25 protein-coding genes, 2 other RNA genes and 4 pseudogenes are annotated in these 25,248 nt (G+C 64.4%); 21 read left to right on the top strand and 10 right to left on the bottom strand.

Annotated features, from left to right (window positions below):
* Positions 1–188: 188 nt before the first annotated feature.
* The 3 genes from KWO_RS15030 (at position 189) to KWO_RS15040 (ending at position 2,553) form a co-directional block, all read left to right on the top strand.
* A complete protein-coding gene (locus tag KWO_RS15030; RefSeq protein WP_010380469.1) occupies positions 189–662 on the top strand; it encodes an FKBP-type peptidyl-prolyl cis-trans isomerase in 474 nt (157 codons plus the stop codon).
* 139 nt (positions 663–801) lie between these two features.
* Entirely contained in the window at positions 802–2,178 is a 1,377-nt protein-coding gene (locus KWO_RS15035) for an Hsp70 family protein (RefSeq protein WP_010366037.1), read from the top strand.
* 189 nt (positions 2,179–2,367) lie between these two features.
* Positions 2,368–2,553, top strand: a complete 186-nt coding sequence (locus KWO_RS15040) for a hypothetical protein (RefSeq protein WP_010366034.1) — start codon at positions 2,368–2,370, stop codon at positions 2,551–2,553.
* A gap of 171 nt (positions 2,554–2,724) precedes the next feature.
* Here KWO_RS15040 and KWO_RS22585 read toward each other — a convergent pair whose 3' ends face one another.
* Positions 2,725–2,913, bottom strand: coding sequence for a DUF4097 family beta strand repeat-containing protein (locus KWO_RS22585; protein ID WP_026112290.1), 189 nt, complete (start codon positions 2,911–2,913; stop codon positions 2,725–2,727).
* Positions 2,914–2,925: 12 nt separating this feature from the next.
* On the opposite strand from KWO_RS22585, the gene KWO_RS22590 reads away from it, so the two are divergent.
* Positions 2,926–3,222, top strand: coding sequence for a hypothetical protein (locus KWO_RS22590; protein WP_227479752.1), 297 nt, complete (start codon positions 2,926–2,928; stop codon positions 3,220–3,222).
* A 35-nt stretch (positions 3,223–3,257) separates the two neighbouring features.
* Here the strand turns inward: KWO_RS22590 and KWO_RS22595 are convergent, their stop codons facing one another.
* The 3 genes and pseudogenes from KWO_RS22595 to KWO_RS15055 form a co-directional block, all read right to left on the bottom strand.
* Positions 3,258–3,596 carry a hypothetical protein gene (locus KWO_RS22595; protein WP_026112289.1) on the bottom strand — a complete coding sequence of 113 codons (339 nt, stop codon included), beginning with the start codon at positions 3,594–3,596 and terminating at the stop codon, positions 3,258–3,260.
* Positions 3,597–3,607: 11 nt separating this feature from the next.
* Complete coding sequence (locus KWO_RS15050) at positions 3,608–4,135, bottom strand: hypothetical protein (protein WP_010380481.1); 528 nt, start codon at positions 4,133–4,135, stop codon at positions 3,608–3,610.
* Positions 4,132–4,717 (bottom strand): annotated as a pseudogene (locus KWO_RS15055) (RNA polymerase sigma factor). Before KWO_RS15055 ends, KWO_RS15050 begins: the two are co-directional and overlap by 4 nt.
* A gap of 214 nt (positions 4,718–4,931) precedes the next feature.
* Between KWO_RS15055 and KWO_RS15060 the strand changes: the two are divergent.
* The gene (locus KWO_RS15060; RefSeq protein WP_010380482.1) at positions 4,932–5,525 is read left to right on the top strand and encodes a mechanosensitive ion channel family protein; all 594 of its coding nucleotides are present in this window, start codon (positions 4,932–4,934) and stop codon (positions 5,523–5,525) included.
* 190 nt (positions 5,526–5,715) lie between these two features.
* On the opposite strand, the gene KWO_RS15065 is transcribed toward KWO_RS15060, so the two are convergent.
* Entirely contained in the window at positions 5,716–5,982 is a 267-nt protein-coding gene (locus KWO_RS15065) for a DksA/TraR family C4-type zinc finger protein (protein ID WP_010366027.1), read from the bottom strand.
* 174 nt (positions 5,983–6,156) lie between these two features.
* Here KWO_RS15065 and KWO_RS15070 point away from each other — a divergent pair, with 174 nt between their 5' ends.
* Positions 6,157–6,411: a DUF2789 domain-containing protein gene (locus KWO_RS15070; protein ID WP_010366025.1), complete on the top strand. Its 255-nt coding sequence runs from the start codon at positions 6,157–6,159 to the stop codon at positions 6,409–6,411.
* Positions 6,412–6,568: 157 nt separating this feature from the next.
* Here KWO_RS15070 and KWO_RS15075 read toward each other — a convergent pair whose 3' ends face one another.
* The gene (locus KWO_RS15075; protein WP_003489471.1) at positions 6,569–6,742 is read right to left on the bottom strand and encodes a DUF1328 domain-containing protein; all 174 of its coding nucleotides are present in this window, start codon (positions 6,740–6,742) and stop codon (positions 6,569–6,571) included.
* Positions 6,743–7,153: 411 nt separating this feature from the next.
* On the opposite strand from KWO_RS15075, the gene KWO_RS15080 reads away from it, so the two are divergent.
* The 4 genes and pseudogenes from KWO_RS15080 to KWO_RS15095 all read left to right on the top strand — a co-directional run bounded on the left by KWO_RS15080 (position 7,154) and on the right by KWO_RS15095 (position 10,355).
* Positions 7,154–7,225, top strand: a non-coding RNA gene (locus KWO_RS15080) — sX9 sRNA.
* Between the two features lie 57 nt (positions 7,226–7,282).
* Complete coding sequence (locus tag KWO_RS15085; protein WP_017113015.1) at positions 7,283–7,810, top strand: M48 family metallopeptidase; 528 nt, start codon at positions 7,283–7,285, stop codon at positions 7,808–7,810.
* Positions 7,811–7,845: 35 nt separating this feature from the next.
* Positions 7,846–9,098 (top strand): annotated as a pseudogene (locus KWO_RS15090) (2OG-Fe(II) oxygenase).
* Positions 9,099–9,254: 156 nt separating this feature from the next.
* Positions 9,255–10,355: a Glu/Leu/Phe/Val dehydrogenase dimerization domain-containing protein gene (locus tag KWO_RS15095; protein ID WP_010380487.1), complete on the top strand. Its 1,101-nt coding sequence runs from the start codon at positions 9,255–9,257 to the stop codon at positions 10,353–10,355.
* Positions 10,356–10,416: 61 nt separating this feature from the next.
* Here KWO_RS15095 and KWO_RS15100 read toward each other — a convergent pair whose 3' ends face one another.
* Positions 10,417–13,254 (bottom strand): autotransporter serine protease, encoded by a 2,838-nt coding sequence (locus KWO_RS15100; protein ID WP_010380489.1) that lies wholly within the window; start codon positions 13,252–13,254, stop codon positions 10,417–10,419.
* 155 nt (positions 13,255–13,409) lie between these two features.
* Between KWO_RS15100 and KWO_RS15105 the strand changes: the two genes are divergently transcribed.
* From KWO_RS15105 to pdeM, 11 genes and pseudogenes are all read left to right on the top strand, one after another.
* A complete protein-coding gene (locus tag KWO_RS15105) occupies positions 13,410–14,585 on the top strand; it encodes a thiolase family protein (protein ID WP_010380491.1) in 1,176 nt (391 codons plus the stop codon).
* A 122-nt stretch (positions 14,586–14,707) separates the two neighbouring features.
* Positions 14,708–15,049 carry a hypothetical protein gene (locus tag KWO_RS15110; RefSeq protein ID WP_010366013.1) on the top strand — a complete coding sequence of 114 codons (342 nt, stop codon included), beginning with the start codon at positions 14,708–14,710 and terminating at the stop codon, positions 15,047–15,049.
* 229 nt (positions 15,050–15,278) lie between these two features.
* Positions 15,279–15,605, top strand: coding sequence for an XAC1346 family secretion chaperone (locus KWO_RS15115; protein WP_010366009.1), 327 nt, complete (start codon positions 15,279–15,281; stop codon positions 15,603–15,605).
* A 110-nt stretch (positions 15,606–15,715) separates the two neighbouring features.
* Positions 15,716–16,255 (top strand): annotated as a pseudogene (locus KWO_RS15120) (CHASE3 domain-containing protein); the annotation flags it as partial.
* A 187-nt stretch (positions 16,256–16,442) separates the two neighbouring features.
* Entirely contained in the window at positions 16,443–17,003 is a 561-nt protein-coding gene (locus tag KWO_RS15125) for a bactofilin family protein (RefSeq protein WP_010380498.1), read from the top strand.
* The gene (locus tag KWO_RS15130) at positions 17,000–17,365 is read left to right on the top strand and encodes a hypothetical protein (RefSeq protein ID WP_010380500.1); all 366 of its coding nucleotides are present in this window, start codon (positions 17,000–17,002) and stop codon (positions 17,363–17,365) included. Before KWO_RS15125 ends, KWO_RS15130 begins: the two co-directional genes overlap by 4 nt.
* 95 nt (positions 17,366–17,460) lie before the next feature.
* On the top strand, positions 17,461–18,483 hold the full coding sequence (locus tag KWO_RS15135) for a ligase-associated DNA damage response exonuclease (RefSeq protein WP_010366003.1): 1,023 nt from the start codon (positions 17,461–17,463) through the stop codon (positions 18,481–18,483).
* Positions 18,480–18,713 (top strand): hypothetical protein, encoded by a 234-nt coding sequence (locus KWO_RS15140; RefSeq protein ID WP_010366000.1) that lies wholly within the window; start codon positions 18,480–18,482, stop codon positions 18,711–18,713. Before KWO_RS15135 ends, KWO_RS15140 begins: the two co-directional genes overlap by 4 nt.
* On the top strand, positions 18,710–20,314 hold the full coding sequence (locus KWO_RS15145) for an ATP-dependent DNA ligase (protein ID WP_010380503.1): 1,605 nt from the start codon (positions 18,710–18,712) through the stop codon (positions 20,312–20,314). The genes KWO_RS15140 and KWO_RS15145 overlap by 4 nt, the downstream gene beginning before the upstream one ends.
* Positions 20,311–22,812 (top strand): annotated as a pseudogene (locus KWO_RS15150) (ligase-associated DNA damage response DEXH box helicase). The gene KWO_RS15145 and the pseudogene KWO_RS15150 overlap by 4 nt, the downstream one beginning before the upstream one ends.
* The gene (gene pdeM / locus KWO_RS15155) at positions 22,802–23,446 is read left to right on the top strand and encodes a ligase-associated DNA damage response endonuclease PdeM (RefSeq protein WP_010365995.1); all 645 of its coding nucleotides are present in this window, start codon (positions 22,802–22,804) and stop codon (positions 23,444–23,446) included. The pseudogene KWO_RS15150 and the gene pdeM overlap by 11 nt, the downstream one beginning before the upstream one ends.
* A gap of 41 nt (positions 23,447–23,487) precedes the next feature.
* Here the strand turns inward: pdeM and KWO_RS15160 are convergent.
* The 3 genes from KWO_RS15160 to cspE form a co-directional block, all read right to left on the bottom strand.
* A non-coding RNA gene (locus tag KWO_RS15160) (sX9 sRNA) lies at positions 23,488–23,561 on the bottom strand.
* A gap of 59 nt (positions 23,562–23,620) precedes the next feature.
* Positions 23,621–24,886 (bottom strand): FAD-dependent oxidoreductase, encoded by a 1,266-nt coding sequence (locus tag KWO_RS15165; protein ID WP_010380507.1) that lies wholly within the window; start codon positions 24,884–24,886, stop codon positions 23,621–23,623.
* A 93-nt stretch (positions 24,887–24,979) separates the two neighbouring features.
* Positions 24,980–25,186: a transcription antiterminator/RNA stability regulator CspE gene (cspE, locus tag KWO_RS15170; RefSeq protein WP_003488188.1), complete on the bottom strand. Its 207-nt coding sequence runs from the start codon at positions 25,184–25,186 to the stop codon at positions 24,980–24,982.
* Between the last annotated feature and the right edge of the window lie 62 nt (positions 25,187–25,248).

Raw genomic sequence — 25,248 nt, forward strand, 5'->3', positions numbered from 1 at the left:
GCGGACCGGCATAGCCGAATGACGCATGCGCTTGTGACAGTGACTGCACCAAACTGATCCCCGCCTCAACCGCAATCCCGGCTGCGGTTGCATGATCCAGTGCGATTGCCTACGGTGTGGGTGCAGTATCTCTTCGCATCGTGAATGAGCCGATGCATTCCCCTCGATCACCGTCATGGAGGTTTCCAATGGAAATCAGCCAGGGTCGCGTTGCGACCATTCACTACACCCTTTCCGACGACAGCGGCCAGGTCATCGACCGCTCCACGCCCGAGACGCCGCTGAGCTATCTGCATGGCGCCGGCAACATCGTGCCTGGTCTGGAACAGGCGCTGGAAGGCAAGCGGCTGGGCGACACGCTCACTGCCGACGTGATACCCGAACAGGGCTACGGCCCGCGCCACGAGCAGCTCATCCAGCATGTGCCACGCGACGCGTTTCCAACCGATGTCAAGGTGGTACCCGGCGTGCAGTTCGAAGCGCGCACGCAGCAAGGCCCCGTCTTGGTCACCGTGACCGAAGTTGGCCCGGACAAAGTTACCGTGGACGGCAATCACCCGCTGGCCGGGCAAACCCTGCACTTTGCGGTGGAAGTGGTGGCGGTGCGCGAGGCCACCACTCAAGAACTGAACGACGGTCACGTGGCCGACCTGGCGGCCTGACCCAACACTCGCCGCACGCCTGGATGGCTGCGGCGCGGTGCTGCCGTGCTTGGGTAGTAACGCGCGTCTTGATGCCGGTCTCGACGGCCGGTGCGGTCGCCGTAGTAAAGTGCGCGGCCCGCTCTCCAGGCCCGTCTGCATGAAACTCGGCATCGACTTCGGTACCAGCAACTCCGCCGCCGCGGCGATCGTCGATGGACACGTGGTGCCGGTACGCTTCGGCGAGGCCTTGCAGTTCCGCACCACGGTGTACTTCCCGGAGACCATGCGCGACCCGGACGACTTCAGCCTTACACCAGCGCTGGAATACGAAGTAGAGCGGCTGATCGACTCGGGCCGCCGCGATGCAGTGGCCGCTGGCCGCACTCCCAACAATGACAGCTTGCGCCGCGATGCGATCCGCATCGTGCGACGGCAATGGATGGAGGAGCAGGTGCGCGAGCCACGCAGCTCCGCCGCCCTGCTGCAAAACGCGGTCTATGGCGACGAGGCGCTGGACGCCTATTTTCTCGAAGGCGAAGGCAGCCTGGTACAAAGCCCCAAGTCGATGCTCGGCTACAACCTGCATCCGCGGGCGCGCCAGACCATCACCGGCATCGCCACGCATGTGCTGGAGCACATCCGGCTGACTGCCTCGCGCCAGTTCGACATCAACATCCGACACGCCACCCTGGGCCGCCCGGTGCAATTTCGCAGTTCGATCGGCGAAGCCGGCAACGCGCAGGCGCTGGAAATCCTGCAGACCGCCGCGATCGCAGCCGGTTTCGACAGCGTGGATTTTCTCGAAGAACCCGCAGCAGCCGCGATGCATTACCACGTCAGTCACGACAGCCGCCACGACACCGTGGTGGTGGATATCGGCGGCGGTACCACCGACGTTGCGCATGCCAGCGTCGGCGGCAGCGCTGCGCCGCAGGTGCACCGGGCCTGGGGTATCGCACGCGGCGGTACCGATATCGATCTGGCACTGAGCCTGGCTGCCTATATGCCGCTGTTCGGTCGCGGCATCACCCGCGTGCCGACCCACCATTACGTGGAGGCGGCGATGGTGCAGGACATGACCCGCCAGCGCGAATTCCGTCTGCACAAGTATCAGGACGTTCCTACCCCCTTCGACAAGCGCCTGCAGGCCTTGCAGGACACCGGCAATACCGCGCGTCTGTATCGCGGCGTGGAGGCTTGCAAGATCGCGCTCAGCGAGCTGGACCACCACCAGGCGCCGTTGGACTTCATAGAACGCGGGCTGGGCGTGGAGGTGCAGGCCAATGCACTGGTTGCGTCCGCTTCCAACTATCTCGGCGAACTGGAAAGCCTGCTGGCGCAGGTGCGCGCTGACATGACCACCGCACCGGCGACGGTGTTCCTCACCGGCGGCATGTCGCGCGCCGGTTATATCCGCGACACCGTGGCTGCCGCATTCCCGGAATCGCGCCTGGTGCATGGCGACCCGTCCTTCGGCGTGGTCCAGGGCCTGGCCTGGGCAGCCGCGCAGCAAGCCCGTCTGTCGGACGGTTAACACACCCGGGCATCAGACCCCCTATAATGCGCGGTTGCTGCTTGACGCACCGCCGTCTTGTCTGCAACGGCACGCACGCTGTGCCACCGCGATTGCGCACCGAACGCCGTCGCACTCTCGACACCGCTTCCGCGCGCGCCACCCTAGCCGCACGCGGTGTCACCGCACTTCCCCGCTACAGGAGGCCACATGGCACGTCCCGCGACCAAGCAGAAATCCCAGCCCAGCATCGCTCGCAGCGAAGGCAAGTCGCAGCCGCTCAGTCGTGAGCGCATCGCAGCCGATATCGCCGCGTTCCGCAAGACCGGCGGCCGGATCGAAGTGCTCACCACCAACTTCGGCCCGGCACGCAACGACGGCGACAAGATCGCTTAAGCAGCGAAGGACACGCGGCAAATGGCCCTGAGGTAGGCGTGGATTCCCAGCAGCTGCCGCGTGTCCACAGGCCATCGCGCCGCAGTGGTGTCATCCGCCGTTGAGTATTGCCGCAAAGCTGGAGTGTTGTACCAACGTGCCACCGCAAGGTGGCACGCTCTGTTTGCGGACTTAGTTGGTGTAATCGATACGCACCGAGCCCGAATGCGACTCCAGTTTGACGTCGCCATTGCCGGCCCCCAGCGTCGCCTTGAGGTGTTTGCCGGGGCCGTACTCCCGCCGTTCCACATTGCCCGCGACCGAGCGGATATCGCCGCTGAAGACATCGACATCCAGCGCTGCCGACAGATTGCGCGGCACCCCAGCGTCATCGTGCCACTGACACTCTCCGCCGCAATGCTGCCGCCCGGCGCCAGCCATGCCACGGTGATCGCGGTTGCCCCGGACACGCTCTGCGCACGCAATTGCGATACCTGGCCGGCATCGAGACGGATATCGCCGGAGACGGACTCGACTGCTACCAACCCGCTGGCGCCGGCCGGCGCATTGAGCTGCCCGCTCACCGTGCCCAAGGTCATCCGCCCGCTACTCACCGTGCTGCGCAATGCGCCACTGACCGTTTCCAGCTGCGCTCCTTGGCACGCCCGGCAGCCACCACGTCGCCACTGACAGATTTGAGCTGCAGCCGCGCCAGATCGACCTGATCAACATCCACCGCAGCGCTCACCGCATCCACCTGCAGCACCGCGCCGCAACTCCAGTTCGGCGCCTTTTCTGTTGCGGCTATTGCGCGGGTAGATTACCTCGAAGTGCAGCCGGTTGAAGCTTTCGTCCACCTGCAGCCGTTGGCCTTCGCCCAGGCTGCCGGTCAAGGCCACCTCATCGCGATCCCAGCCGCGCACGCGGATGCTGCCGGCGATGTTTTCCAACTCCACACGTCCGCCGCGCGCCAACGGATGACTTTGCTTGACCGCCGTTTGCGCCGCTGCGGGCATCGCGCAGAACGCTGCCAGCAGTAGCAGGGAAAGATGGGCATAACGCATGGCGGTGCTCCTCAGCTTGGAAAGGATGCCTCGCCTTCGCAGGCGAGACGGGTCAGTTGCAATCGTTTCGCGTAGGCGCGCTGCAATTGCGACAACAAAAATGCAGAACGCGGGCTCTGCGCGATGGCGGCATGGATGGCCTGGGTGCTGCGATCCAGCTCATCGAGTGCCGGCAGTAAGTCGACGGGTACCTGCTGCACCGGTACATCGGCGATGGCCTGTTGGTAATGCTCGGCCAACGCCTGCGCTTGCGTCACCAGCACTGGTTGCGCTGCAGCTGGCGGCGGTGCCTGCCGATCGATACCCGGTGCGATGGCGACGAGCGCCACTACAGCGGCCAGCGCCAGCCCCGCTGCCGGCAGGATCCAGCCGCGCCGACGCATCGGCACCAAGGCAATCACATTGGAGTGGTCCGTCAACGCAGGCGCGATACGCTCCCACATCTGCGGCGGTGGCGGGCGCTGCGACGGGAGTGCCTGCAACTGCGCGAGCAGGCCGGCATCGTCTTCCTGGTCGCGATCATGCTGTGTGTGATTCATGCGTTGTCTCCAAGCCGCGCACGCAGCAAGCTACGCGCGCGATGCAGGTGTGCCTTGGGTTGCCAACCGCCATGCGCAGTTCGTCGGAAATTTCCTGATGTTTCCAGCCTTCGATGTCGTGCAGCACCAGCACGGCGCGCGCTCGTGGCGGCAGCGCTTCCAGGGCACGCTCCAGGTCCATGTGTGTCGATTGGCAGCGACTGGGGCCGGCCGCTGCCGCGCGTCCGTCGCCGTCGGCGGCGTCAACCATGTGGTCACTGGATGCCGAGCGCGCGCATAGCTTCATCAACGCAGTATTGACGGCCAGGCGATGTAGCCAGGTGCCCAGCGCGCTTTGGAAACGGAACTGCGCAATGCCTTCCATGCCGCGATGAAGGTGTCCTGCAGCACATCATCGGCGCGGGCTGCGTTGCCGCCGCAAAGGCGCCACACCAGCGCATACAGGCGTGGTGCGTGACGGCGATAAATCGCCTCATAGGCAGCGCAGTCTCCCAGTGCCGCCGCACGCGCCAACGTCACATCGTCGCGGTCGGCGGGACTCTCGCTGGATGGGGCATCGATGGGCATGGAGATGTCGAGCATATCCACTTGGATGCCTCGGACGACGAATAGGTTTAGACCTGAGCGGAATTTTTTGTGCTGCTGCCGGAGCCAGCTTACGAAGGAATGCGCGCCCGCTCGCTCGTGCATTTCAGCATTGCCTGCATTCGCAGATGAGTAGGTATTTACCCTGCGCACCTACAGTACAAGGGACGCCCCGTTACAATGGACGCCTCTTTCGACTCTGCATGATGTGATGTCCGCGCCCGACGCCTTGCCCGCCATGATCCGCAGCCTGTTGCCCCCCTGGAATCCGGAGTGGCTGGCGATTGCGGTACCCACGGTCAAGATCGTGCTGATTCTGGCTGTTGCCGCGTTGGCACGGCTGCTGCTACGGCAACTGCTGCGGCGCCTGTGTGCGCGTTACAGCGTGCCTGCCGAAATGACGATCGGTATCCGCCGCGTTGGTAGCTTCATCATTTCGGTCAGCGCCCTATTGATGGCGCTACGGGTCCTCGGTTTCTCGGGGGGCACCTTATGGACCGCATTTACGGGGTTTGCAGCCGTCGGCGCAGTGGCGTTCTTCGCCGCATGGAGTGTGCTTTCCAATATTTTCTGCACGTTCCTGATCATTACAACGCGCCCGTTTCGGCTGCATGACCACATCGAGCTACTTGAGGGTGGCGACAAACCGGGCTTGAAGGGACGCGTGATCGATATCAACGTGATCTACACCACGCTGGAAGAAACCGGCGACCGTACCGGCAGCGTGTTACAGGTACCCAATAGCCTGTTTTTCCAGCGCACCACGCGTCGCTGGCGCGAGACCAGCAGCTTCAACGCCAAGTAGATACAGGCGACAACGCGCTGTTTGCAGCGGCCAGTTCGCTACTGACGAACGTCAATTACGACGACCCAGGCAAGTGGTAGCACCTGCGAATACAAGAGGCGCCATTGCAGCGCCCGCTTGTTATGGCGATGCCGCGCTCACGGGGGTAGTCGCCGCACCACCTGCAGCGTTGGGAATAAACATCACTCACTCAACGCAGCTGACTATCCTTGCTGCCGCGACGGTTGTAGCCGCCTTGCGCCGCCTGCTCCAGGTCGTGCGCTTCCTGGCAGTTCACGCATAAGCGCACGCCAGGCACTGCCTTGCGGCGTGCCTCGGGAATCGGTGCCTCGCAGTCTTCGCAGTGCGTCAAACTCGGGCCCTGATGCAGCTGGCTGCGCGCACGCTTGATCGCATCGTCGACTGTGGCATCGATCTGGTCCTGTACCGCTCCATCACCCGCCCATCCGGTCGCCATGATCGCTACACCTCACTGGTATGGATACAGATATGGTCATTCGTGCAGGCAAATCCAAGCCGCGCGTGCACAGTACGCTCAAACTGAGTGCTCTAGCATTCAAATCACCGCCACCTGCCGGCACGCGCGGCAAGTGGCCAGGCACTCAGTCATCCGCACTCTCAAGGAACCGCAATGGAACAGCCCGTCCACCCGTTTTCCGAACTATTCGCCCAGATGGGCCTGCCCTCCGACGAAGCCAGCATTCGCAGCTTCATCGCCGAGCACTCTCCGCTGCCGGGCGATATGCGCCTGGAAGAGGCGCCGTTCTGGACGCCTGCGCAATCCCAGCTGTTGCGTGAAGAACGCCTCGACGATGCCGACTGGATCGTGACCATTGATCAGCTCAATATCGCCCTCCATACGACGGCAGACAACACGGGCGTTTGAGCACCGCACCTGCAGGCGCAAGTCACGCTTGAGACCGCCCGCGGCTGGCATGCTTGCCGGCTGATTCGCAGAACAAAAAAGGAGCGACCGCTGGTCGCTCCTTCGATAACCGGTAATGCAGCTATGCCGCCAAGCGCGTGCCAGGCGGCGGCCCGCGTCAGGTTACCTTCTTGGCAATCGTCATGCCCAGCACGAACAGCACGATGGCAATGATGATGCCGGCCCAGAACAGGAACTTGGCGATGCCCATCGCAGCGCCGGCCATGCCACCGAAGCCAAGCGCACCGGCGATCAAGCCGATAATTGCGAAAATAATGGCCCACTTAATCATGATGTTGTCTCCTCATCGGCACCGTGCCGTTGTTTGATCGTCTGCTTGCGACGTAACGCCGCAAAACATGCACCGCACGCTACCGATTCGAATGTGCCGCATTCGTGAATGCGCCTGACAAACGCTGCAATACGAGCGTTACGTTCAGAGGGCGATCGCCATTGAGATAGAACTGCGGATGCGTCGTGAAGAGGTCATCACGGCTCGTCAGCGCGCCGCCCATCACTCACTGAAGCGGCCACCGCTTTTCGCACGGCAGTGTGCAGTCCAATTCATCGCAACATCCGATCGCAGCAGACGCCCACACCGGCCGTCCATCGATGCTCAGCGAGCATGCTCTGCCCGTCCTTAGAGCAGCCGACAAAATGACTGCGCGCCCGCCAGGCCGGCGCGGCGGTGCTCGGAATCGGCATACCACTCGTACACTGCGGTTCTTGCACCGTCCGCGCCCACCTGACAGCTGCTCGCTACGTTTTGTCAGCCGCTCTCGATCACTCACTTGCACGTGTGGATTCGCCAGCAGCTGACGCATCGGCGATCATGCGCGCTTCGCAGCGATCGATCGCCATGGACACTCTTCGCTACCTCATCGGCTATCCGCCTGCCGTCCTGGATCAAGTACGCGAGTTGATCGCACAGGACAAGCTCGCCACCGTACTGGCGCGGCGTTATCCGGACCGGCACGCGATCCGCACAGATCGCCATCTCTACGAGTACGTCAAGGCGATGAAGGAGCGCTACATGCGTTCATCGCCTACCTTGCACAAGGCGATGTACGACAACCATCTGCAGGTGGTGAAGCATGCGCTGGGCACGCATACGGCGATTTCGCGCGTGCACGGCGGCCGCCTGAAGGCCAGCCGCGAAATCCGCATTGCCTCCGTGTTTCGTGACGCGCCAGAGCCTTTTCTGCAGATGATCGTGGCGCACGAACTGGCGCATCTGAAGGAAGCCGATCACAACAAGGCCTTCTACCAGCTCTGCAACCACATGACCCCGGACTACCACCAACTGGAGTTCGACCTGCGCCTGTATCTGACACAGTTGGCCCTGTCTGCCCATAGCTGATCGCGCGGTACACGTGCAAGGCTTAGGATAAGTGCATGCAGCCCTCCACGCTTGCAGACCTCACCCGTGCCGCGCAACGCCAGCAACCCGGCGCGATTAATGCGCTGGCCCAGGCGCTGGTGCGTGCCGGCCAGCCGGAAGAAGCCTTCGTCTGGTATTCGCGCAGCGGCCGCAGGCGATGCACTTGCCCAGATTGAAGTTGGCCGCATGCGCGCCTACGGCGTCGGCTGCGAAGTGGACGTCGACCAGGCGCGTGCGCAGTGGGAGCTGGCTGAGCGGCAGGGCGCTGCGGCAGCACGGTTTGCTGGCTACCCTGGCTGTAGGAGAGCAGCCGCTGGCGCTGGACGGCTCGGCGTTCGACCGGCTGCAGGCGGCAGCGGCTGCCGGCTACCCGCCTGCGCTACGCGCCCTCGCCATACAGCACGGACGCGTGGCGCATCCGGATCGGCAACGTCAGTGCGTCGCCCTGCTCGAACGCGCCGCGGCAGCGGGCGATGCCGTCTCCGCTGGCCTGCTGGCCGAGCGCCTGCTGCGCGGGGAAGGCGTGCCGCCCCAGCCCGATGCCGCTGCGCAGCTGCGGCGGCAACTGCAAGCCCTTGGCATGACTGCATTGCCCGATGTGTTTATCGCACCACCCGATCCCGCGCATGACACTGCCGATCACCGCATCGATTTCGCACCCCGCACTGGCCCTGTGCAGCGCCACGCAGCTCCGCTCATCGAAGAATATGCGGGGGTACTGTCGGCCGACGAATGCCGCTTGCTAATGCTGCTGGCGCGACCGCATTTGCGTGACTCGCAGGTGATCGACCCCAACGATGCCAGCACGCAGCGCGCACCGGTCCGCACCAGCCGAGGCGCGACCCTGGACCCGATCATCGAAGACTTCGCCGCGCGTGTTGCACAGGCGCGGCTGGCGGCCTGCGCACAGCTGACACTGACCCACGCAGAGCCGCTCTCGGTGCTGTGCTACGCGCCGGGCGAGCAGTACCGCGCGCACCGCGACTATCTGCCGCCTGGAACGATTGCTGCCGACCATCCCAACGCCGGCAACCGCCAGCGCACCGTCTGCGTCTATCTCAATGTTGTCGATGCCGGCGGCGAAACAGAATTTCCGCTGGCAGGCGTTCGCGTGCAGCCGCGCCCCGGTGCGCTGGTGTGCTTCGACAACCTGCATGCCGATGGCCGCCCCAACGCCGATTCGCTGCACGCTGGCCTACCGGTCACAGCAGGCAGCAAATGGTTGGGAACGCTGTGGTTCCGGCAGCAGCGCTACCGGGATTGGTGAACAGATTCATACACAACCCCGTGCCGACGTGGTTTAAAATGTTGCAGCGCGACGTGACCGGACAGGATCTGCAAACGTCGCGTTTTTTGTTTCCCACTGCACGGGTGCATACCCGGCTTCAGGGAAGGCACATCACGCAGCCCCGCGGAGCCTTCGATGCTTTTCGAAACCCTCGATACCACCGGCCACGAGCAGGTGATTTTCTGTCACAACCGCGACGCCGGACTCAAGGCGATCATCGCCTTGCACAGCACGCGCCTTGGGCCAGCGTTGGGTGGCGTGCGCATGCGCCCCTACCCCAATAGCGAGGCGGCGCTCAACGACGCGCTGCGGCTGAGCCGCACCATGACCTACAAGAACGCCCTCGCCGGCCTGAACGTTGGCGGCGGCAAGGCGGTGATCATCGGCGACCCCAGAACCGACAAGACCGAAGCGCTGTTCCGCGCCTTCGGCCGGTTTGTCGACACCCTGGGCGGGCGCTACATCACCTCTGAGGACGTCGGCACCGACGTCAACGACATGGAACAGATCTACCTGGAAAGCGAATACGTCACCGGCGTACACCAGGTGCATCGCGGCTCAGGCGACCCGGCCCCGTTCACTGCATATGGCGCGCTGCAGGCGCTAATGGCCTCACTCAACCGCAAGCTCGGTCACGAAGAAGTCGGCAAGGCCAGCATCGCGATCCAGGGCCTGGGCCATATCGGCATGGAGCTGGTGAAGCTGCTCAAGGAACGCGGCGCAAAACTCTACGTGGCCGACCTGAATCAGGCGCTGGTGGACCGCGCGGTGGCCGAATACGGCGCAGAAGCGGTGCGCCCGGATGAAATCCATCAGGTAGCGGCCGACGTGTTTGCCCCCTGCGCTTTGGAAGGCGCCATCAACGAAGAGACGCTGCCGCAACTCAAGGCCAAGATCATTTGCGGCACGGCCAACAATCAACTTGCCAGCGCCGTCATCGGCGAAGAACTGCATCGGCGCGGCATTCTGTATGCGCCCGATTATGTGGTGAATGCCGGCGGGGTGATGAATGTGTCGCTGGAGATCGACGGCTACAACCGCGAACGTGCGATGCGGCTGATCCGCAGCATTTATCACAACCTGGAAAAGGTCTTCGATGTATCCAAACAGTTGGATATCTCGCCGCAGCAGGCGGCCGATCAGATTGCCGAAGCGCGCATCGAAGCCATCAGCAAACTCAAATTACCGCTGGGCCGCACCGCACCGCGCTTTCTGCACAAGCTACGCGGCGAGTGAAGCCCTGTCCAGGCGCGCTGCCTGGACAGGGAACACATGCATCAGACAGATAAAGCGCCGATCAGAAATCGGCGCTGTAACGCAGACTCAACGCGCGATCGTCGCCGCGCTCGCCCACTCGCTGGTCGTAGCCGAAATGCAGCTGGCTTTGCTGACCCAACGGCGCTGCCGCGGTAATCCCGAACAGACCACCCGAGCGTGCCGGCTGCATGCCACGCAACGGCGCCCACGCATCCACCCCGACGAAACTGGCATCCAGCGTCACGCCATCGCTGCTCAGCGCCTGCTGCCATTCCGCATAGCCGCCCAGCTGGATACCGCGCCAGCGATACGCCGAGCGCACGCCGGCAAGCACCTGCGTGCGCGATGACGTACTCGCGTTGGCGCGCAAGCCGAAGCCATCGCCGCCGCTTTCGCGAAAGCCGTCGCTGCGCAAACGCACGTAATCCAGGCCCATATACGGCGTCAGGCTTGCATGCAGACCACCCAAGCGGCACCCGGTTTCCAGATTGCTGCTGAGGTAACTGCCGCTGTAATCGCTGAAGGCGCTGCTGCGGTCTTCGCCCAGCTGCAGGGTGCGCTCGATCTGCCGATTGACGTTGCCAAAGCCCATCTGGCCCAGCGTGTACGCAGCGCCCAACGTCGTGCCCCAATACAGCTGCGCCTGCACCTGACGATCGCGCCCGCGAGCACCATCCAGATCGCCCAGACTGCTGGAGCGCGTTTGGCCGAATGCAAAACCGGTGACCGCACCGGACGCCAGACGTAGATCGCTGCCCATCATCCAGCCGGAAGTAGCAAAGCCCGAGGTGGTCGCACCGCCCTCACCCGGCCCGCCAAGTGCCCGCTGCCAGTTGCCCAACAGGCGCGGCTGTTGCGACAGGGCATCGAAATGCGATGCCAGTGCGCGGCGGCCCAGATCGATAGTGTCGAACGTCATCGCGGCAGATTCCGCATGCGCACGCCCAGACAGACTGCGCAGCGAGTCTGCAGCGGCCTTGGCGGTTGGCGATTGCTGCAACGCAGCTGCGGCGCGAATGAAGTCGCCGCTCAGTGCACCGTTGCCCTGGAACTGCTGCGCATCCACCTTCTGAAAGGCCTGCTCGACGCGAATGGCCGAGTCCATCGATGCGGTGCCGATTGCGCCAAGCGATGCGGCGACCGCCGTGACATCCATGCGCTGCAGCGAGATATACGCGGTATTAGCATCGTAGCTGGGTGTCGCAGTCAGAAAGGTCACGGCCGGCCCGCTGCTCAGCGTATCGAACGTGCCTTGCAGGCCATTGGTGGCTTGCAGCACTGGATAGGTCGTGTCGTTGACGACGTAATCGCGCCGGCCGAGCAACTGCAGGTCGCCTGCGATGGTCGCCGTGCCGGCGACATTCAAACGGTCGCCCACATTCACTGCCAGGCGCCCGTTGCTGGCCTGGGTGTAATTGCCGGTAATGGACGCAGTCGCGCCATTGACCTGCAACGTACCGGCGTTTTCAACCTGCCCACCGATCCTGCCGGCGCCGACCAGGCTCGCACCATTGGCGATACTCACGCGCGCACTCTGCAAACTGGCAGTCTGCAAGGTGCCAGCGAGTACCTGGGTATCGCCGGTGAAGCTATTGGCCGTGCTGCTCAATACCAACGTGCCGGTGCCGCGCTTGGTCAGGCCGCCGGTGCCACTGATGTCGTTGGCCCAGGTCGAACGCAAGGTGGTGACGTTGACATCCACCGTGCCCCAATCGAAGCGTGCCGGCCCCAGCACTGCCTTGCCGACATCGAGCAACCCATAGCCGAACACCGGGTCCACGCCCGCATCCCCTAGATCGGTGGCGGTTCCCAGCAAGGTCTGGCGCACCAGATCATTGTTGAAATACGGAAACGCCTGCCACACCAACGCAGCCGCACCCGAGACCAGCGGCGCCGCGAACGAGGTGCCGCTGCCGTAGAAATAACGGATGTTGCTGGCGGTGGCGTCGGGATCAATGAACAGCGAGGTCCCCGGCGCAACCAGGCAATAGCGCATCGCCACACCGCACGCATTGGAGTACGACGCCAGCTGCGTCGGGTTGGCGGTATCCAGCGCGCCAACCACCAGCCAGCCGCGCTCCAGATCGGCCGCCGGCAGCGTTCCATTCGGGCCGGGCTGGCTCGGCAGTGCCGCAGTATCCGAAGGCTGCGAGCGCGACTCATTGCCCGACGCGAACACCACCAGCCCATCATTACTGAGAATGAAAGGGCGGTATTCCTGCGCGATCTGATTGGTCACCGTCGGGTCGTTCCAATACAGGCCGCCCCACGAATTGTTCATGATGCGCACGCCTGCACTGATCAGATCGGCATGCACCGGCCCCAAGCCAAGCGGGCCATCGACCTCGTTGCCATCGCCGCTACCGTCATCCACCGGTGCGCGGTCGCTGATGATGCGCGCAGACACCAGACCGGCGCCGGGGGCAATACCGCCGGGCCACTGACCAACCGCACGCCCGGCCGCCAGCTCGGCCACCACGGTACCGTGCCCGACCACATCGCCCACAGCGGTGTTGTTGGTACGCGGATCCACATAGATGAAGCTGTCGCTGACGCGTCCCTGCAACGCGGGATGATTGGCATTGATGCCGGTATCGATAACGCCGATGCGATACCCGGCACCGGTAAAGCCGAGCGCTTGCGCTGCGCGCGCATTGGTCAATGCGAGGTGCGCATCGATCGCCGGTTCTGGAATCGTGGGTGTCACCGGCGGCGGCGGTGATGTCGGCGGCGGAGGCGGTGGTGGCGAGGTCGGCGGCGGTGCGGCCGGGGTATTTGGACGGATACCGGCTCCGCCCCCACCACCGCCGCCGCACGCGGTCAACGCAACAGCCAGCGCCGAGGCCAGCACAGTCCTGGCGACGTCTTTCTTCTTCATTTGGTGTTCTCCCCGAACCCATTCCATGGATGGGGCCCGATCGGGCCCGAATAACGCTTTGCTTACTTTAATCGGAAAGCGCGCGCGCAGGTGCGCGTGCTGGCGCGGCGCGACCATGAGGCAGATAATCGTTTCACTTTAAACGGTATCTGCCCATGTCCGACATCGTCATCGTTGCTGCCAAACGTACTGCCATCGGCTCGTTCCTCGGCCAATTCAACGGAGTGCCGGCACCGACACTCGCCGCCGCTGCCATCCAGGCCGCGCTCGCGCAGTCCGGCATCGCGCCGGCCGATGTGTCCGAAGTCATCGTCGGCTGCGTGCTGCCAGCCAATCTCGGCCAGGCACCGGCGCGTCAGGCCGCGATCGCTGCGGGCATTCCTACCTCGACCGGCGCTACCACCATCAACAAGGTCTGCGGCTCGGGCATGAAGGCGATCATGTTCGGACACGACTTGATCAAGGCCGGTTCGGCCAGCATCGTGGTGGCCGGCGGCATGGAATCGATGAGCAATGCGCCGCATCTGCTGCCCAACTCGCGCACCGGCAATCGCTACGGCAACTTTCAGGCAGTCGATCACATGGCCTGGGATGGTCTGACCAACCCGTACGACGGCCAGGCCATGGGCGTGTTCGGCGAGGCCACTGCCGAAAAATTCGGCTTCAGCCGCGCCGACCAGGATGCATTCGCCATTGCCTCGGTGGAACGCGCGCAGGCCGCGCAGCGCAGTGGCGCGTTTGCCGACGAAATCGTTCCGGTGACGGTGGCTACGCGCAAGGGCGAGGTCGTCGTCGACAGCGATGAGCAGCCGGGCAAATCCGACGTGACCAAGATTCCGACCTTGAAGCCCGCCTTCAAGAAGGACGGCAGCGTGACTGCGGCCAGCTCCTCCAGTATTTCCGATGGCGCAGCGATCACTGTGCTGATGAGCGCAGACCACGCGCAGCGCCGCGGCGTGACGCCGCTGGCGCGCATCGTCGGCCATGTCACCCACTCTCAGGAGCCGGAGTGGTTCACCACCGCGCCGGTCGCTGCAATCCAATCGCTGGTCGGCAAGCTCGGCTGGCAATTGGACGAGGTGGATCTGTTCGAAATCAACGAAGCGTTTGCCGTCGTGGCAATGGCGCCGATCAAGCAACTCGGCATCGCGCACGATAAAGTCAATGTGCATGGCGGCGCCTGCGCATTGGGTCATCCGATCGGCGCATCCGGCGCGCGTTTAGTGGTGACATTGGTGAACGCGTTGCGCAGCCGCGGTGGCAAGCGCGGAATCGCGACGCTATGCATCGGCGGCGGCGAAGCGACTGCCATTGCTATCGAATTGATTTAATTATCTTTAACGGCGATTTTGCAAAACTGAATGCGCGTGCGCTTGACACTCATCTTGTGGCCGTCATCATGTCGGGGGCGCGCAATAGCGCGTTGCCTAATCTAACGACGAGGATTGAAACAATGACCATTAACAAGCTGCTGATCGCAATGGCTCTGGGCCTGGCCCTGACCGCTTGCTCGAAGCCGGAACAGGCTCAGGACGCTGCTGCTTCGGCTAACGAAGCTGCTACCGACGCTCAGACCGCTGCTGACCAGGCCGCTGCCTCGGGCTCGCAGTCGGCTGACGCCGCTCAGGCTGCTGCCAACACCGCTGCTGCTTCGGCCGACACCGCTGCTGACGCTGCTCAGGCTGCTTCCGGCGCCGCCACCGACGCTGCTGCTGACCAGGCTGCCGACGCTGCCAAGACGGCTGAAGACACCGCCAAGGCTGCTAAGGACACCGCAGAAGAAGCCAAGAAGTAATGACTTCTTGACTCCAAGCGGGTTCGGGAAAAGCCGCTGGTTTCCAGCGGCTTTTTCTTTGCCTGCGATTCAAGCGATGTAGGCCGCATCCGCCGACATAATTACCAGCAATACAGGAGCCTGCGTCTTTCCACCCGGAGGCTGAATGGCCGGCCGCGCATTGACGCAGGCTGCATCGGCCCCTGCATAAGCTCCCGCTTCCACCACCGGAACAGGAACAGGACCACCCATGAAGATGATCCGCATGCTGTCGTTGGGCGCCATCGCCGCCCTCACCCTTGCTGCCTGTCAGGGCCCGGATGCCGAGCAGGCACGCCGCGATGCCGCGTCTGCCGCCAAGCACGCCGCCGCCGCGACTGAGCAGGCCGCTGACCGCGCCGCAGTGGAGGCGAAGGCCGCAACTGCCGATGCACGCGTGGCTGCACGCGAATTGGCCGCAGACGCCAGCCGCGCTACCGCCAATGCGGCCGATGCCACCGCCGACAAGACGCGCGAAATGGCCAACAAAGCCGAACAGAACGCCGACAAGCACGACGCCGATCACGCGCAGCACTGAGTCCGGACACCTTCCGCAGCATCCCGCAACGCGCTGGCCATGTGCCGGCGCGCTTGCATCTGCAAAGGGGGCGACTCGTGTTGTCCAGCCCGGCAGCCCAGCATTCGCGTATGCCCTCTTCTTTTACATCGCGTCGGCGCAACCAGCTGGCGCTGATTTTCTGTGCGCTGATCTTTGTCGTCATCGGCATCGGCATCTTCATCGGTGCCCGTCGTTCACTGGCCGATGCCGCCCTGGTGTCGCACACCCACGAGGTGATCGGCCGCGTCGACGAGATCCAGGCCCGCGTGCTCGATGCCGAATCGGCGCAGCGCGGCTTCCTGCTCACCGGCAACGACGCCTATCTGCTGGACTACCAGACCAGCGTCCAACGTCTGCCGATCCTGCTCGACAACCCGCGCCGCCTGATCGTCGACAACCCTGCACAGGAACAGCACCTGACGCAGCTGCAACGCCTGGTGGAAACGCGCCTACAGCAGATTCAGCACGTGCTCGACGTGTATGCACAAGGTGGACTGGAGCAGGCACGTGCCGACATCCGGCAAAGCGCCTTCCGTACTGTCAGCGCGATCCGCGAGCAGGCATTGGTCACTGCCTCGATCGGCGTGGCCAGCTTCCCGGCCGATGGCGAACAAGGTGCGAGCCTGATCCAAAAGGCCGATGCAGCGCTGTATCGCGCCAAGCACCGCGGGCGCAATCGGGTCGAGCGATACGGCGCTGTCGTGGACACGGTGGACTGAGCACGCACGCCGTCCATCGCGGATTGCGTAATTCGTCACACAAAAGATCCAGTTGCCCAGCGATAGTCGGTGTCGACCCCTAAAGCGAGGCAGTCCGATGTCGATGTGGCGCGATCAAGGTCCCAACAAGAAAGACGGCGTTCCGGTCACCCCCGAGGTTCCTGCTGCCGATGGGCGGCTGCTCACTGCCGAGGCCAGCCCGGCACCGCCGGTACCCGCCGCCGCCACGCCCAGCGTTGCACCGACGGCTACGGCTCCGCAGCAGCGTCACAGCGAGGCGAAAGAGTCGCTGATCGCTGCGGATATCAGCATCGAAGGCAAGATCGAAGGCGCCGGCCATGTGCGTCTGGCCGGCCGCTTCAAGGGCGATGTCAACGTCAAGGGAGATCTCACCATCGAACGCGGTGCCAAGCTCAACGGCGGCGTGCGCGCCAACAAGGTGATCATTGCCGGCGAGCTGGAAGGCAACATCGAATCGGCCGCACAAGTCGAGTTGCAGACCTCCGGCGTACTGGTCGGCGACGTCAAGGCCGGCAGTCTCACCGTGGCATCGGGTGCACGCATGCGCGGCCAGGCCGATTTCGGCTGGGGCGATGATGGCGGCAAGCCGGCCACGGCCAGCAAGGCGGTGGCCAGCGGAGACAGCGACGCCACATGAGTGCACTCCGCCCGGGCACGCCCGGCGCCACGCGCAGCTGCCCGCATTGCAAGGCGACAATCCTGGAAAGCGCCAGTGTCTGCCCTGCCTGCAAGCATCATCTGCGCTTCGATTCGGCGGCTGCGCAACACGCGCAGCCGCCGCCGATCGTGCCGCTCAAGGTCGACGGCACCATCCGCCACCCGCCCGATGGCGATGCGTGGGAATACACCGTGGTGGTCGTGGTGCGTAACGGTAAGGGCGAGGAAATTCGCCGTCACGTGGTCGATGTCGGCGCGATGCACGGCGGCGAAGAACGCGGCTTTACCCTGGCAGTGGAAGCAACCGCGGTGCGTTCGCCGGGGCGGCGTACGCGACATTAGCTGCCCGCGGTTTGCGGCCGTTTGTCGCACGAATGCGATGTCGCATCTCATTTCCATTCTCAGGATCTGCACACCGGCTTGGCCAGAGTTGCCGCATGCGCAACGGCAACGACGAGACCTCTCAAACACGCCGCGATCTGGTGGTACTCGGCCCCGAGGGCCTGTATTGCCCGCAAGGCGATTTTCATATCGACCCATGGCGGCCGGTGCCACGCGCGGTAATCACGCATGGTCACGGCGATCACGCCCGCAGCGGCATGGGCGAATACCACTGCACCCGCGAAAGCCTATCCATCCTGCAATGGCGGCTGGGCGAACAGGTCTATCACACGCACGCCGACGGTGAAGCGTTTCAGCTTGGGCGTGCGCGCGTCTCGCTGCACCCGGCCGGGCACGTGTTGGGGTCGGCGCAGGTGCGAATCGAAGTGGATGGCGAAGTCTGGGTTGCCTCCGGCGATTACAAGCGCCAGCCCGATCCCACCTGCAAGCAGTTCGAGGTGGTGCCTTGCGACACCTTCATCACCGAGGCGACCTTCGGCTTGCCGGTGTATCGCTGGCCAGATACCTCGGAGGTGGCGGCCGATATCTCTGCCTGGCGCCGCGAATGCGCCGAACGCGGCGAAGCGGCCATTCTCTATTGCTATGCGCTGGGCAAGGCGCAGCGCGTGCTGGCCGAATTGCGTGCCTGGGAAACGCAGCCGGCATTGCTGCACGGCGCGGTCGCGGTGGGCGTGGAGGTGTATCGCCAGGCCGGCGTCCCGATGCTGGACACCCAACCCGTCAGCGAGCATGCGCGCGGCGCCGACTATGCCGGGCAATTGGTCATCGCCCCACCATCGGCGGCCGGCAGCGCCTGGATTCGTCGGTTCCGCAGCGCGCAACAAGGCTTCGCTTCCGGCTGGATGCGCATCCGCGGCAATCGCCGTCGGCGCAATTACGACCGTGGGTTTGTCGTGTCCGACCACGCCGACTGGCCGGACCTGCTGCGCACCATCGAAGAGACCGGCGCACGGCGCGTGATCGCCACGCATGGCAATACCGATGCACTGATCCAGCATCTGCTCGAACGCGGCGTCGCAGCGGAAGCCTTCCGCACCGATTTCGGAGCCGAGGAATGAACCCGCTGCCCGCACGTCGGTATATTCGCGCACGTCCGCGCATTCGCTTGAGCGGTGCGCTCGTGTTCCGTCGGCACGCGTTGGCGTTTTGCGTGCATCGCAACGCTCCCGCAGCCAGCATCGGCCCACCGCAGCCGCAGCGGCGCGCACGCGTGTTCGCTGCGTTTACCCGACGCGCACTGGAGCTGCGTGCCGCCGACCGGCGCACAACGCCGCAGGCCGTGCCGTGAAGCGTTTCGCAGCGTTGTACCGCACCCTGGATCGCAGCACCGGCACGCTCGACAAGCGCGCCGCGCTGGTGGCGTATTTCCGCGAGGCGCCGGCGCTGGACGCGGCGTGGGCGCTGTATCTGCTGGCTGGTGGCAAGGTGGCCAGCGCGCGCATGCGCATTGCCAGCAGCGGCGAATTGCGTGAGTGGATTACCGATACTGCCGGCATTGCCGATTGGCTGGTGGCTGACAGCTACGACCACGTAGGCGATCTGGCCGAAACATTGGCCTTGCTGCTGGACGATCCGGTCACCGAGGCAGCCGATCTGCCATTGGCCGAGTGGATCGAGCAGCGCCTGCTGCCGATCGCCAACCAAGACGTGGAGGTGCGCAAGGCCTGCATTGTGCAGGCGTGGCGCAGCCTGGCCTTCGACGAGCGCCTGGTGTTCAACAAGCTGCTCACCGGTGCGCTGCGCGTGGGCGTGTCGCAGCGGCTTGTGCAGCAGGCGTTGGCCGAATTGTCGGGCGTGGATATCGCACGCATCGCGCAGCGCATGCTCGGCAGTTGGCGGCCGCATGCGAGCTATCTTGCGGAGTTATTGACCAACCAAGAACTCCCCGGCGACCGCCAGCAGCCCTACCCGTTCTTTCTGGCCTCGCCGCTGGAAGCCGAGGTGGAAACGCTGGGCGCGGTCGATGACTGGCTGCTGGAATGGAAATGGGACGGCATTCGCCTGCAGCTGATTCGCCGTGCGGGCGAGGCGGCTCTGTGGTCGCGCGGCGAAGAACGCCTGGATGGACGCTTTCCGGAAATCGAACACGCCGCAATGCAGTTGCCCGATGGCACTGTCATCGATGGCGAGCTGCTGGCCTGGCAAGCAGAACAGCCCGTGCCGATGCCATTTACTGCATTGCAGACGCGCATCCAGCGGCTCAAGCCTGGGCCCAAGACCTTGACCGCCGCACCCGCGCGCGTGGTGGCCTACGACCTGCTGGAACTGGCTGGCGAAGACCTGCGCGAGCGCCCGCTACGGGAGCGGCGCGCGTTGCTGGAAGGCGTGCTCGCCACGCTGGCAGATCCGCGCATCGTCGCCTCGCCGCTGGTGCAGGTCAGCGATTGGCAGGCCGCAGCGCAGGTGCGTGTGGAAGCGCGCGAGCGCGGTGTGGAAGGGCTGATGCTCAAGCGCGCCAGTTCGGTCTATCAATCCGGTCGCCGGCGCGGTGATTGGTGGAAATGGAAGATCGACCCGCTCACCATCGATGCCGTGCTGCTGTACGCACAAGCTGGTCATGGCCGACGCAGCACGCTCTACACCGACTACACCTTCGGGCTGTGGCATGAAGGCCAACTGGTGCCAATCGCCAAGGCGTATTCGGGCCTGGACGACAAAGAAATCTTGCAGTTGGATCGCTGGATTCGTGCCAACACCACAGAGCGTTTCGGCCCGGTGCGCGCGGTCACGGCGCATCATGTCTTCGAGCTGGGGTTTGAAGCGGTGAACCGTAGCGCGCGGCACAAGTCCGGCATCGCAGTGCGCTTCCCGCGCATCCTGCGTTGGCGCCAGGACAAGCCGATGGCCGAAGCCGATCATCTGAGTACCCTGCAGGCATTGGCGCGGTGAGTGCCACGCAGCAGACACACGGCACGCCGTTGCAGCAATGGCGTGCCTGGTTCGCATAGCGCGGCTGGGCGCCGCTGCCATTCCAGCGCGAGGTGTGGAAGCGCTATCTCGATGGCGAATCCGGCTTGTTGCACACGCCCACCGGCAGCGGCAAGACGCTGGCGGCGTTCGGCGGGCCGTTACTGGACGCATTGGCAGCGCGCGGGCGCACGTCACCGATTAAACAAGGCAAACCCGCTTCGCCTGCGCGCCGCCAGCAGCAACGCAATCTGCAAGTGTTGTGGATCACGCCGTTGCGCGCACTGGCCGCCGACACCGCACGTGCGCTGCGCGAGCCGGTGGAGGCATTGGGACTGGATTGGCAGGTGGGCTTGCGCACCGGCGATGCCAGCGCGCGCGACAAGCGCCTGGCACGCAGCGGCAAGCTCGATGTATTGGTTACCACGCCCGAATCGCTGGCCTTGCTGTTGTCGTATCCGGATACCGCGCCACAACTGTCGGCGCTGCGCTGCGTGATCGTGGACGAGTGGCACGAGCTGCTCGGCAACAAGCGCGGCGTGCTGTTGCAGCTGTGTCTTGCGCGCCTGCGCGGATGGATGCCGCAACTGCGCATCTGGGGGCTGTCGGCCACGCTGGGCAATTTGTCGCAGGCGCGCGATGTGTTGTTGCCGCATCGCCCAGAGGCAGCGCTGGTCTCCGGCGTGAAACCGCGCACGATGACGCTGGAAACCTTGTTGCCGGAAAGTGGCGAGCGCTTTCCGTGGGCGGGCCATCTTGGCCTGGCGCAACTGGCGCGCGTGCTGCAGAAGATCATGCAACAGCGCACCAGCCTGGTGTTTACCAACACACGTGCGCAAGCCGAGCTATGGCATCAAGCCTTGAGTGCGGTGTGGCCCGACGATCTAGCCACGCTCGCGCTGCATCACGGCTCGCTGGATCCCGCGCTACGCGCAGCAGCAGAGCGTGGGTTGGCCGACGGCAGCCTGCGCTGCGTGGTGGCCACCTCCAGCCTGGATCTGGGCGTCGACTTCCCGGCCGTGGATCAAGTGCTGCAGGTCGGCAGCCCGAAAGGCATTGCACGCCTGCTGCAACGCGCCGGCCGCGCGCGCCATCGTCCCGGCGAATCCGGCCACGTGGTGTGTGTGCCTTCGCATGCGCTGGAGCTAGTCGAATACGCGGCGGCACGCCGCGCGCTGGTGCATAACCAGATCGAAGCGCGGCCGCCACCGCGGCTATCGCTGGACGTGCTGGCGCAGCACTGCGTCACCCTCGCCCTCGGTGGCGGCTTTCACGCCGATGCGTTATTCGAAGAAATACGCGGTACCGATGCCTTCGCCGCGCTGGAAACAACCACCTGGAACGCGGTGCTGGATTTCATCGTGCAAGGTGGCAGCGCGTTGGCGCATTACCCGGATTTCCACAAGGTGGTTCGCGACGACGACGGCATGTACCGCGTGATCGACCGGCGCGTCGCGCTGCGGCATCGGCTGTCCATCGGCACGATCACCAGCGATGGCAGCGTACGCGTGCAGTTCCTGCGCGGCGGGCGGCTGGGCGCGGTGGAAGAACAATTCATCGGCCGCCTGCGCCGCGGCGACCGCTTTCAATTCGCCGGCCGCTTGCTGGAACTGGTGCGCCTGGAAGACATGACCGCCTACGTGCGCGTGGCCAAGGGCGGCAGTGGCGTGGTGCCGAAATGGATGGGCGGACGCATGCCGCTGTCGTCGGCATTGGGGCGCGAGGTGGAAGCGGTGTTCGCTGATCCCGGCGATGCACCGGAAATGCAGGCGTTGGCGCCGTTGTTGCAGCTGCAGGCGTCGCTGTCTTCGTTGCCGGGGCCGGATCATCTGCTGGTGGAAAGCATCAAGGCGCGCGACGGCAGGCACGTGTTCGTGTATCCGTTCGCCGGCCGGCAGGTCAACGAAGGCCTGGCGGCGTTGCTTGCGGCACGTTGGGGTCGACGCCAGCGCAACACGTTTAGCTTCGCGGCCAACGACTATGGCTTTGTGCTGTCGCCGGCGCAGGATGTCGACATCGATCCCGATGTGCTGCAGACCCTGTTGTCGCCGGTGGACCTGTTCGACGATCTGCGCGACAGCCTCAATCTGGGCGAGCTGGCCCGCCGGCAATTCCGCGAGATCGCGCGCGTGGCCGGGCTGTTGTCGCCCTCGTTGCCTGGGCGTGCGCCGCGCAGCCTGCGGCAGCTGCAGGCTTCTAGTGGCTTGCTGTATGACGTGTTGCAGCGCTTCGACCCCGATCATCTGCTGCTTGCGCAAGCCGAACGCGAAGTGTTCGAAGGCCAGCTCGAACTGGCGCGGCTTGCGCATGCGCTGGAAGATTGCGCGCGCCGCGAGCTTCGTCTGTGCAGACCGCGCAGCCTCACTCCGTTGTCGTTCCCGCTCTGGGCAGAACGCGTGCGTGGGCAACTAAGTACCGAAGATTGGAAGGCGCGCGTCTTGCGCGCTGCCGAACAACTGGAGCGCAAGCATGGGCGATAGCGTGCAGCTGCAGCTGGCCGGCGAAACCGTGGAATTGCTCGGCGAACGCGCGTTGTATCGCCCGGCGCAACGTGCGCTGTTGATTGCCGATTTGCACCTTGGAAAAGCCGATGTGTTTCGACGTGCCGGCATCGGCCTGCCGGCCGGCGGCACCGCGCATGATCTGGAGCGGCTGGATGCGTTGCTGGAACAACGCGATGTGCAGGCGCTATGGATCCTGGGCGACCTGCTACATGGCCCAACACCACGCGCCGCCTGGCATCGTCGCTGGAGCGCATGGCGCGAGCAACATTGCGCGTTGCGTGTGATCGCGATCCGCGGCAATCACGATCGCGCACTGGCCGGTGCGGACCTGCATATCGAAGCCGCTGGTGAACAGGTCGAAGACGGCCCCTTCGTGCTGCGTCACGACCCGTTGCCGCACCCTAATCGCTACGTGCTGTGCGGGCATCTGCATCCACTGGCCAAGCTGCCGGGACTGTCGCGGCGCTGGCCGGCGTTCTGGTTACGCGAACGCGTCACCATCCTGCCGGCGTTCTCGCAGTTCACCGCAGGCATCGTGCCGACGCTGACACAAGGCGAACGCCTGGTTGCCTGCGTGGAAGGCGACGCGATCGCATTGCCGGTGTGTTAACCAGCACCGCAAAGGCGCCGGCCAACGCTGCGACTAAGCGCGGCTAACAAAACGTAGCGAGTCGCCATCAGTTGGGTGCGGACGGCGCAGAGGACACGGAGTGTTCGTGGTACATGTCGATTCCGAGTGCCGGCCGCGCCAACCTGGAAGACGCGTAGGAGTTTATCGGGCGCTCTACGCAGCCACTTCGGCTTTATCGTCGGCCACACTCGCCACCGGTTGCGCTAACGCGTCAATGAAATCCGGTGCCAACGCCAGCTTGCCGAACCAGCCATGCTGGGTGCCGCTGAGCACGCGCAGCATATGCCCGCGTCCGCCTGGCACGCGTCCCATCGGGCGTAGCAGCAGGTCGCGGCCTTGTGCCCAGAGATCACGTTCTGACTGGAACAACGGCGTCAGCCAGCGGCTCCAGCGGTGATAGATCGCTACATGCGCCTGCCGCTCGCGTTGATAGCGCTGCAAGGCATCGTCCAGATCGGCACCTGATCGCAAGGCATCGCGCATCGCCAATGCATCCAGCAGGGCCATGTTCACGCCCTGCCCCAATTGCGGGCTCATCGCGTGCGCGGCATCGCCGGCAAGCACGAAGCGGCCGCGATGCCAGCGCGCCACCACCGCATCGCGATAACTCGCGCGTGCCAGTGCGCCGTGCACCTGCACGGTGGCAAGGCGCGCGTGCGCTTCGGGCCACATCTGCGCCACGTCATCGCGCCAGGCCGCGATGCCGCGCTGTTCCCACGCAACGAAATCGCTGCACGGCAGGCTCCAGAAAAAACTCAGCCGCGGCGTGTCATCGCCCGGGCGCGTGCCCACTGGCAGCAAACCAATCATCTTGCGTGCGCCGATATAGCGCTGGCGCAATTCGTCCACGAACGGCCAGTCTTCGCGCGGCAACAGACACCACAGTGCGCCCCACGGATACACCCGATCCAGCCGCGTTCCTTGCGTTTGCGCACGCAGCGTGGAGGCCGAGCCGTCGGCGGCGATGATCAGATCGTAAGGGCCATGCCAGTGCCCGCGCTGATCCTGTACGCGCACGCCCTCGTGATCGATCGCGGTGATCTGCATATCCGCATGCAGTTGCGCGTGCTGCGGCCAAGCCTCGCGCAGCAGCGTAAACAAGGCGCCGCGCTGCATGCCCACACCCATCAGGCGCGCATCCAGATCGCGGTACTGCATATCCATCACCGCACGCCCGCAGGGCGTGTCGCCATACAAGCGACGCACCGGTGCGCCATGCGCAAGCGCCTGTGGCAGCAAGCCCATATTCCAGAGCACCTGCAGGCCGCTGGGCTGCAGCAGAAAGCCTGCGCCTACCGGCCCGGGCGCAGGCGCGCGCTCAAAGACCTCCAGCTGATGCCCATCGGTGCCCAGCAGCACTGCCAGTGCCTGCCCCGTCGTTCCGTAGCCCACCACTGCAATACGTAATGCTTGTTGCATCGTCCCTGCTCTGTTTCGCCAATACTTCCGCGCACAACCGGCGCAAAAAAACCCCGCCGTGGCGGGGTTCTTCAACCGCACAATCGAGTCAGATTACTCGACCGGCGTGATGTTCGAAGCCTGAGCACCCTTGGGCCCCTGGGTCACGTCATAACTGACGCGCTGGCCTTCCTGCAGGCTGCGGAAGCCTTTGGAATTGATCGCGGAGAAGTGCGCGAAGACATCGGCGCTGCCGTCCTCCGGTGAGATGAAGCCAAATCCCTTGGCGTCGTTGAACCACTTGACGGTACCGTTCGGCATGGTGATGCGAGACCTTTGCAATAATTAATGGGTGGTGTACGGCGGTGCGTACGCGTCGAGTA

This window comes from Xanthomonas vasicola pv. musacearum NCPPB 4379, from assembly GCF_000277895.2.
Lineage (GTDB): Bacteria > Pseudomonadota > Gammaproteobacteria > Xanthomonadales > Xanthomonadaceae > Xanthomonas > Xanthomonas vasicola.

Excerpts from the sequence above, each read along its gene's own strand:
- KWO_RS15030 (WP_010380469.1), top strand. The coding sequence starts at position 189 with ATGGAAATCAGCCAGGGTCGCGTTGCGACCATTCACTACACCCTTTCC.
- KWO_RS15035 (WP_010366037.1), top strand. The coding sequence starts at position 802 with ATGAAACTCGGCATCGACTTCGGTACCAGCAACTCCGCCGCCGCGGCG.
- KWO_RS15040 (WP_010366034.1), top strand. The coding sequence starts at position 2,368 with ATGGCACGTCCCGCGACCAAGCAGAAATCCCAGCCCAGCATCGCTCGC.
- KWO_RS22595 (WP_026112289.1), bottom strand. The coding sequence starts at position 3,596 with ATGCGTTATGCCCATCTTTCCCTGCTACTGCTGGCAGCGTTCTGCGCG.
- KWO_RS15050 (WP_010380481.1), bottom strand. The coding sequence starts at position 4,135 with ATGAATCACACACAGCATGATCGCGACCAGGAAGACGATGCCGGCCTG.
- KWO_RS15060 (WP_010380482.1), top strand. The coding sequence starts at position 4,932 with ATGTCCGCGCCCGACGCCTTGCCCGCCATGATCCGCAGCCTGTTGCCC.
- KWO_RS15065 (WP_010366027.1), bottom strand. The coding sequence starts at position 5,982 with ATGGCGACCGGATGGGCGGGTGATGGAGCGGTACAGGACCAGATCGAT.
- KWO_RS15070 (WP_010366025.1), top strand. The coding sequence starts at position 6,157 with ATGGAACAGCCCGTCCACCCGTTTTCCGAACTATTCGCCCAGATGGGC.
- KWO_RS15075 (WP_003489471.1), bottom strand. The coding sequence starts at position 6,742 with ATGATTAAGTGGGCCATTATTTTCGCAATTATCGGCTTGATCGCCGGT.
- KWO_RS15085 (WP_017113015.1), top strand. The coding sequence starts at position 7,283 with ATGCGCGCTTCGCAGCGATCGATCGCCATGGACACTCTTCGCTACCTC.
- KWO_RS15095 (WP_010380487.1), top strand. The coding sequence starts at position 9,255 with ATGCTTTTCGAAACCCTCGATACCACCGGCCACGAGCAGGTGATTTTC.
- KWO_RS15100 (WP_010380489.1), bottom strand. The coding sequence starts at position 13,254 with ATGAAGAAGAAAGACGTCGCCAGGACTGTGCTGGCCTCGGCGCTGGCT.
- KWO_RS15105 (WP_010380491.1), top strand. The coding sequence starts at position 13,410 with ATGTCCGACATCGTCATCGTTGCTGCCAAACGTACTGCCATCGGCTCG.
- KWO_RS15110 (WP_010366013.1), top strand. The coding sequence starts at position 14,708 with ATGACCATTAACAAGCTGCTGATCGCAATGGCTCTGGGCCTGGCCCTG.
- KWO_RS15115 (WP_010366009.1), top strand. The coding sequence starts at position 15,279 with ATGAAGATGATCCGCATGCTGTCGTTGGGCGCCATCGCCGCCCTCACC.
- KWO_RS15125 (WP_010380498.1), top strand. The coding sequence starts at position 16,443 with ATGTCGATGTGGCGCGATCAAGGTCCCAACAAGAAAGACGGCGTTCCG.
- KWO_RS15130 (WP_010380500.1), top strand. The coding sequence starts at position 17,000 with ATGAGTGCACTCCGCCCGGGCACGCCCGGCGCCACGCGCAGCTGCCCG.
- KWO_RS15135 (WP_010366003.1), top strand. The coding sequence starts at position 17,461 with ATGCGCAACGGCAACGACGAGACCTCTCAAACACGCCGCGATCTGGTG.
- KWO_RS15140 (WP_010366000.1), top strand. The coding sequence starts at position 18,480 with ATGAACCCGCTGCCCGCACGTCGGTATATTCGCGCACGTCCGCGCATT.
- pdeM (WP_010365995.1), top strand. The coding sequence starts at position 22,802 with ATGGGCGATAGCGTGCAGCTGCAGCTGGCCGGCGAAACCGTGGAATTG.
- KWO_RS15165 (WP_010380507.1), bottom strand. The coding sequence starts at position 24,886 with ATGCAACAAGCATTACGTATTGCAGTGGTGGGCTACGGAACGACGGGG.
- cspE (WP_003488188.1), bottom strand. The coding sequence starts at position 25,186 with ATGCCGAACGGTACCGTCAAGTGGTTCAACGACGCCAAGGGATTTGGC.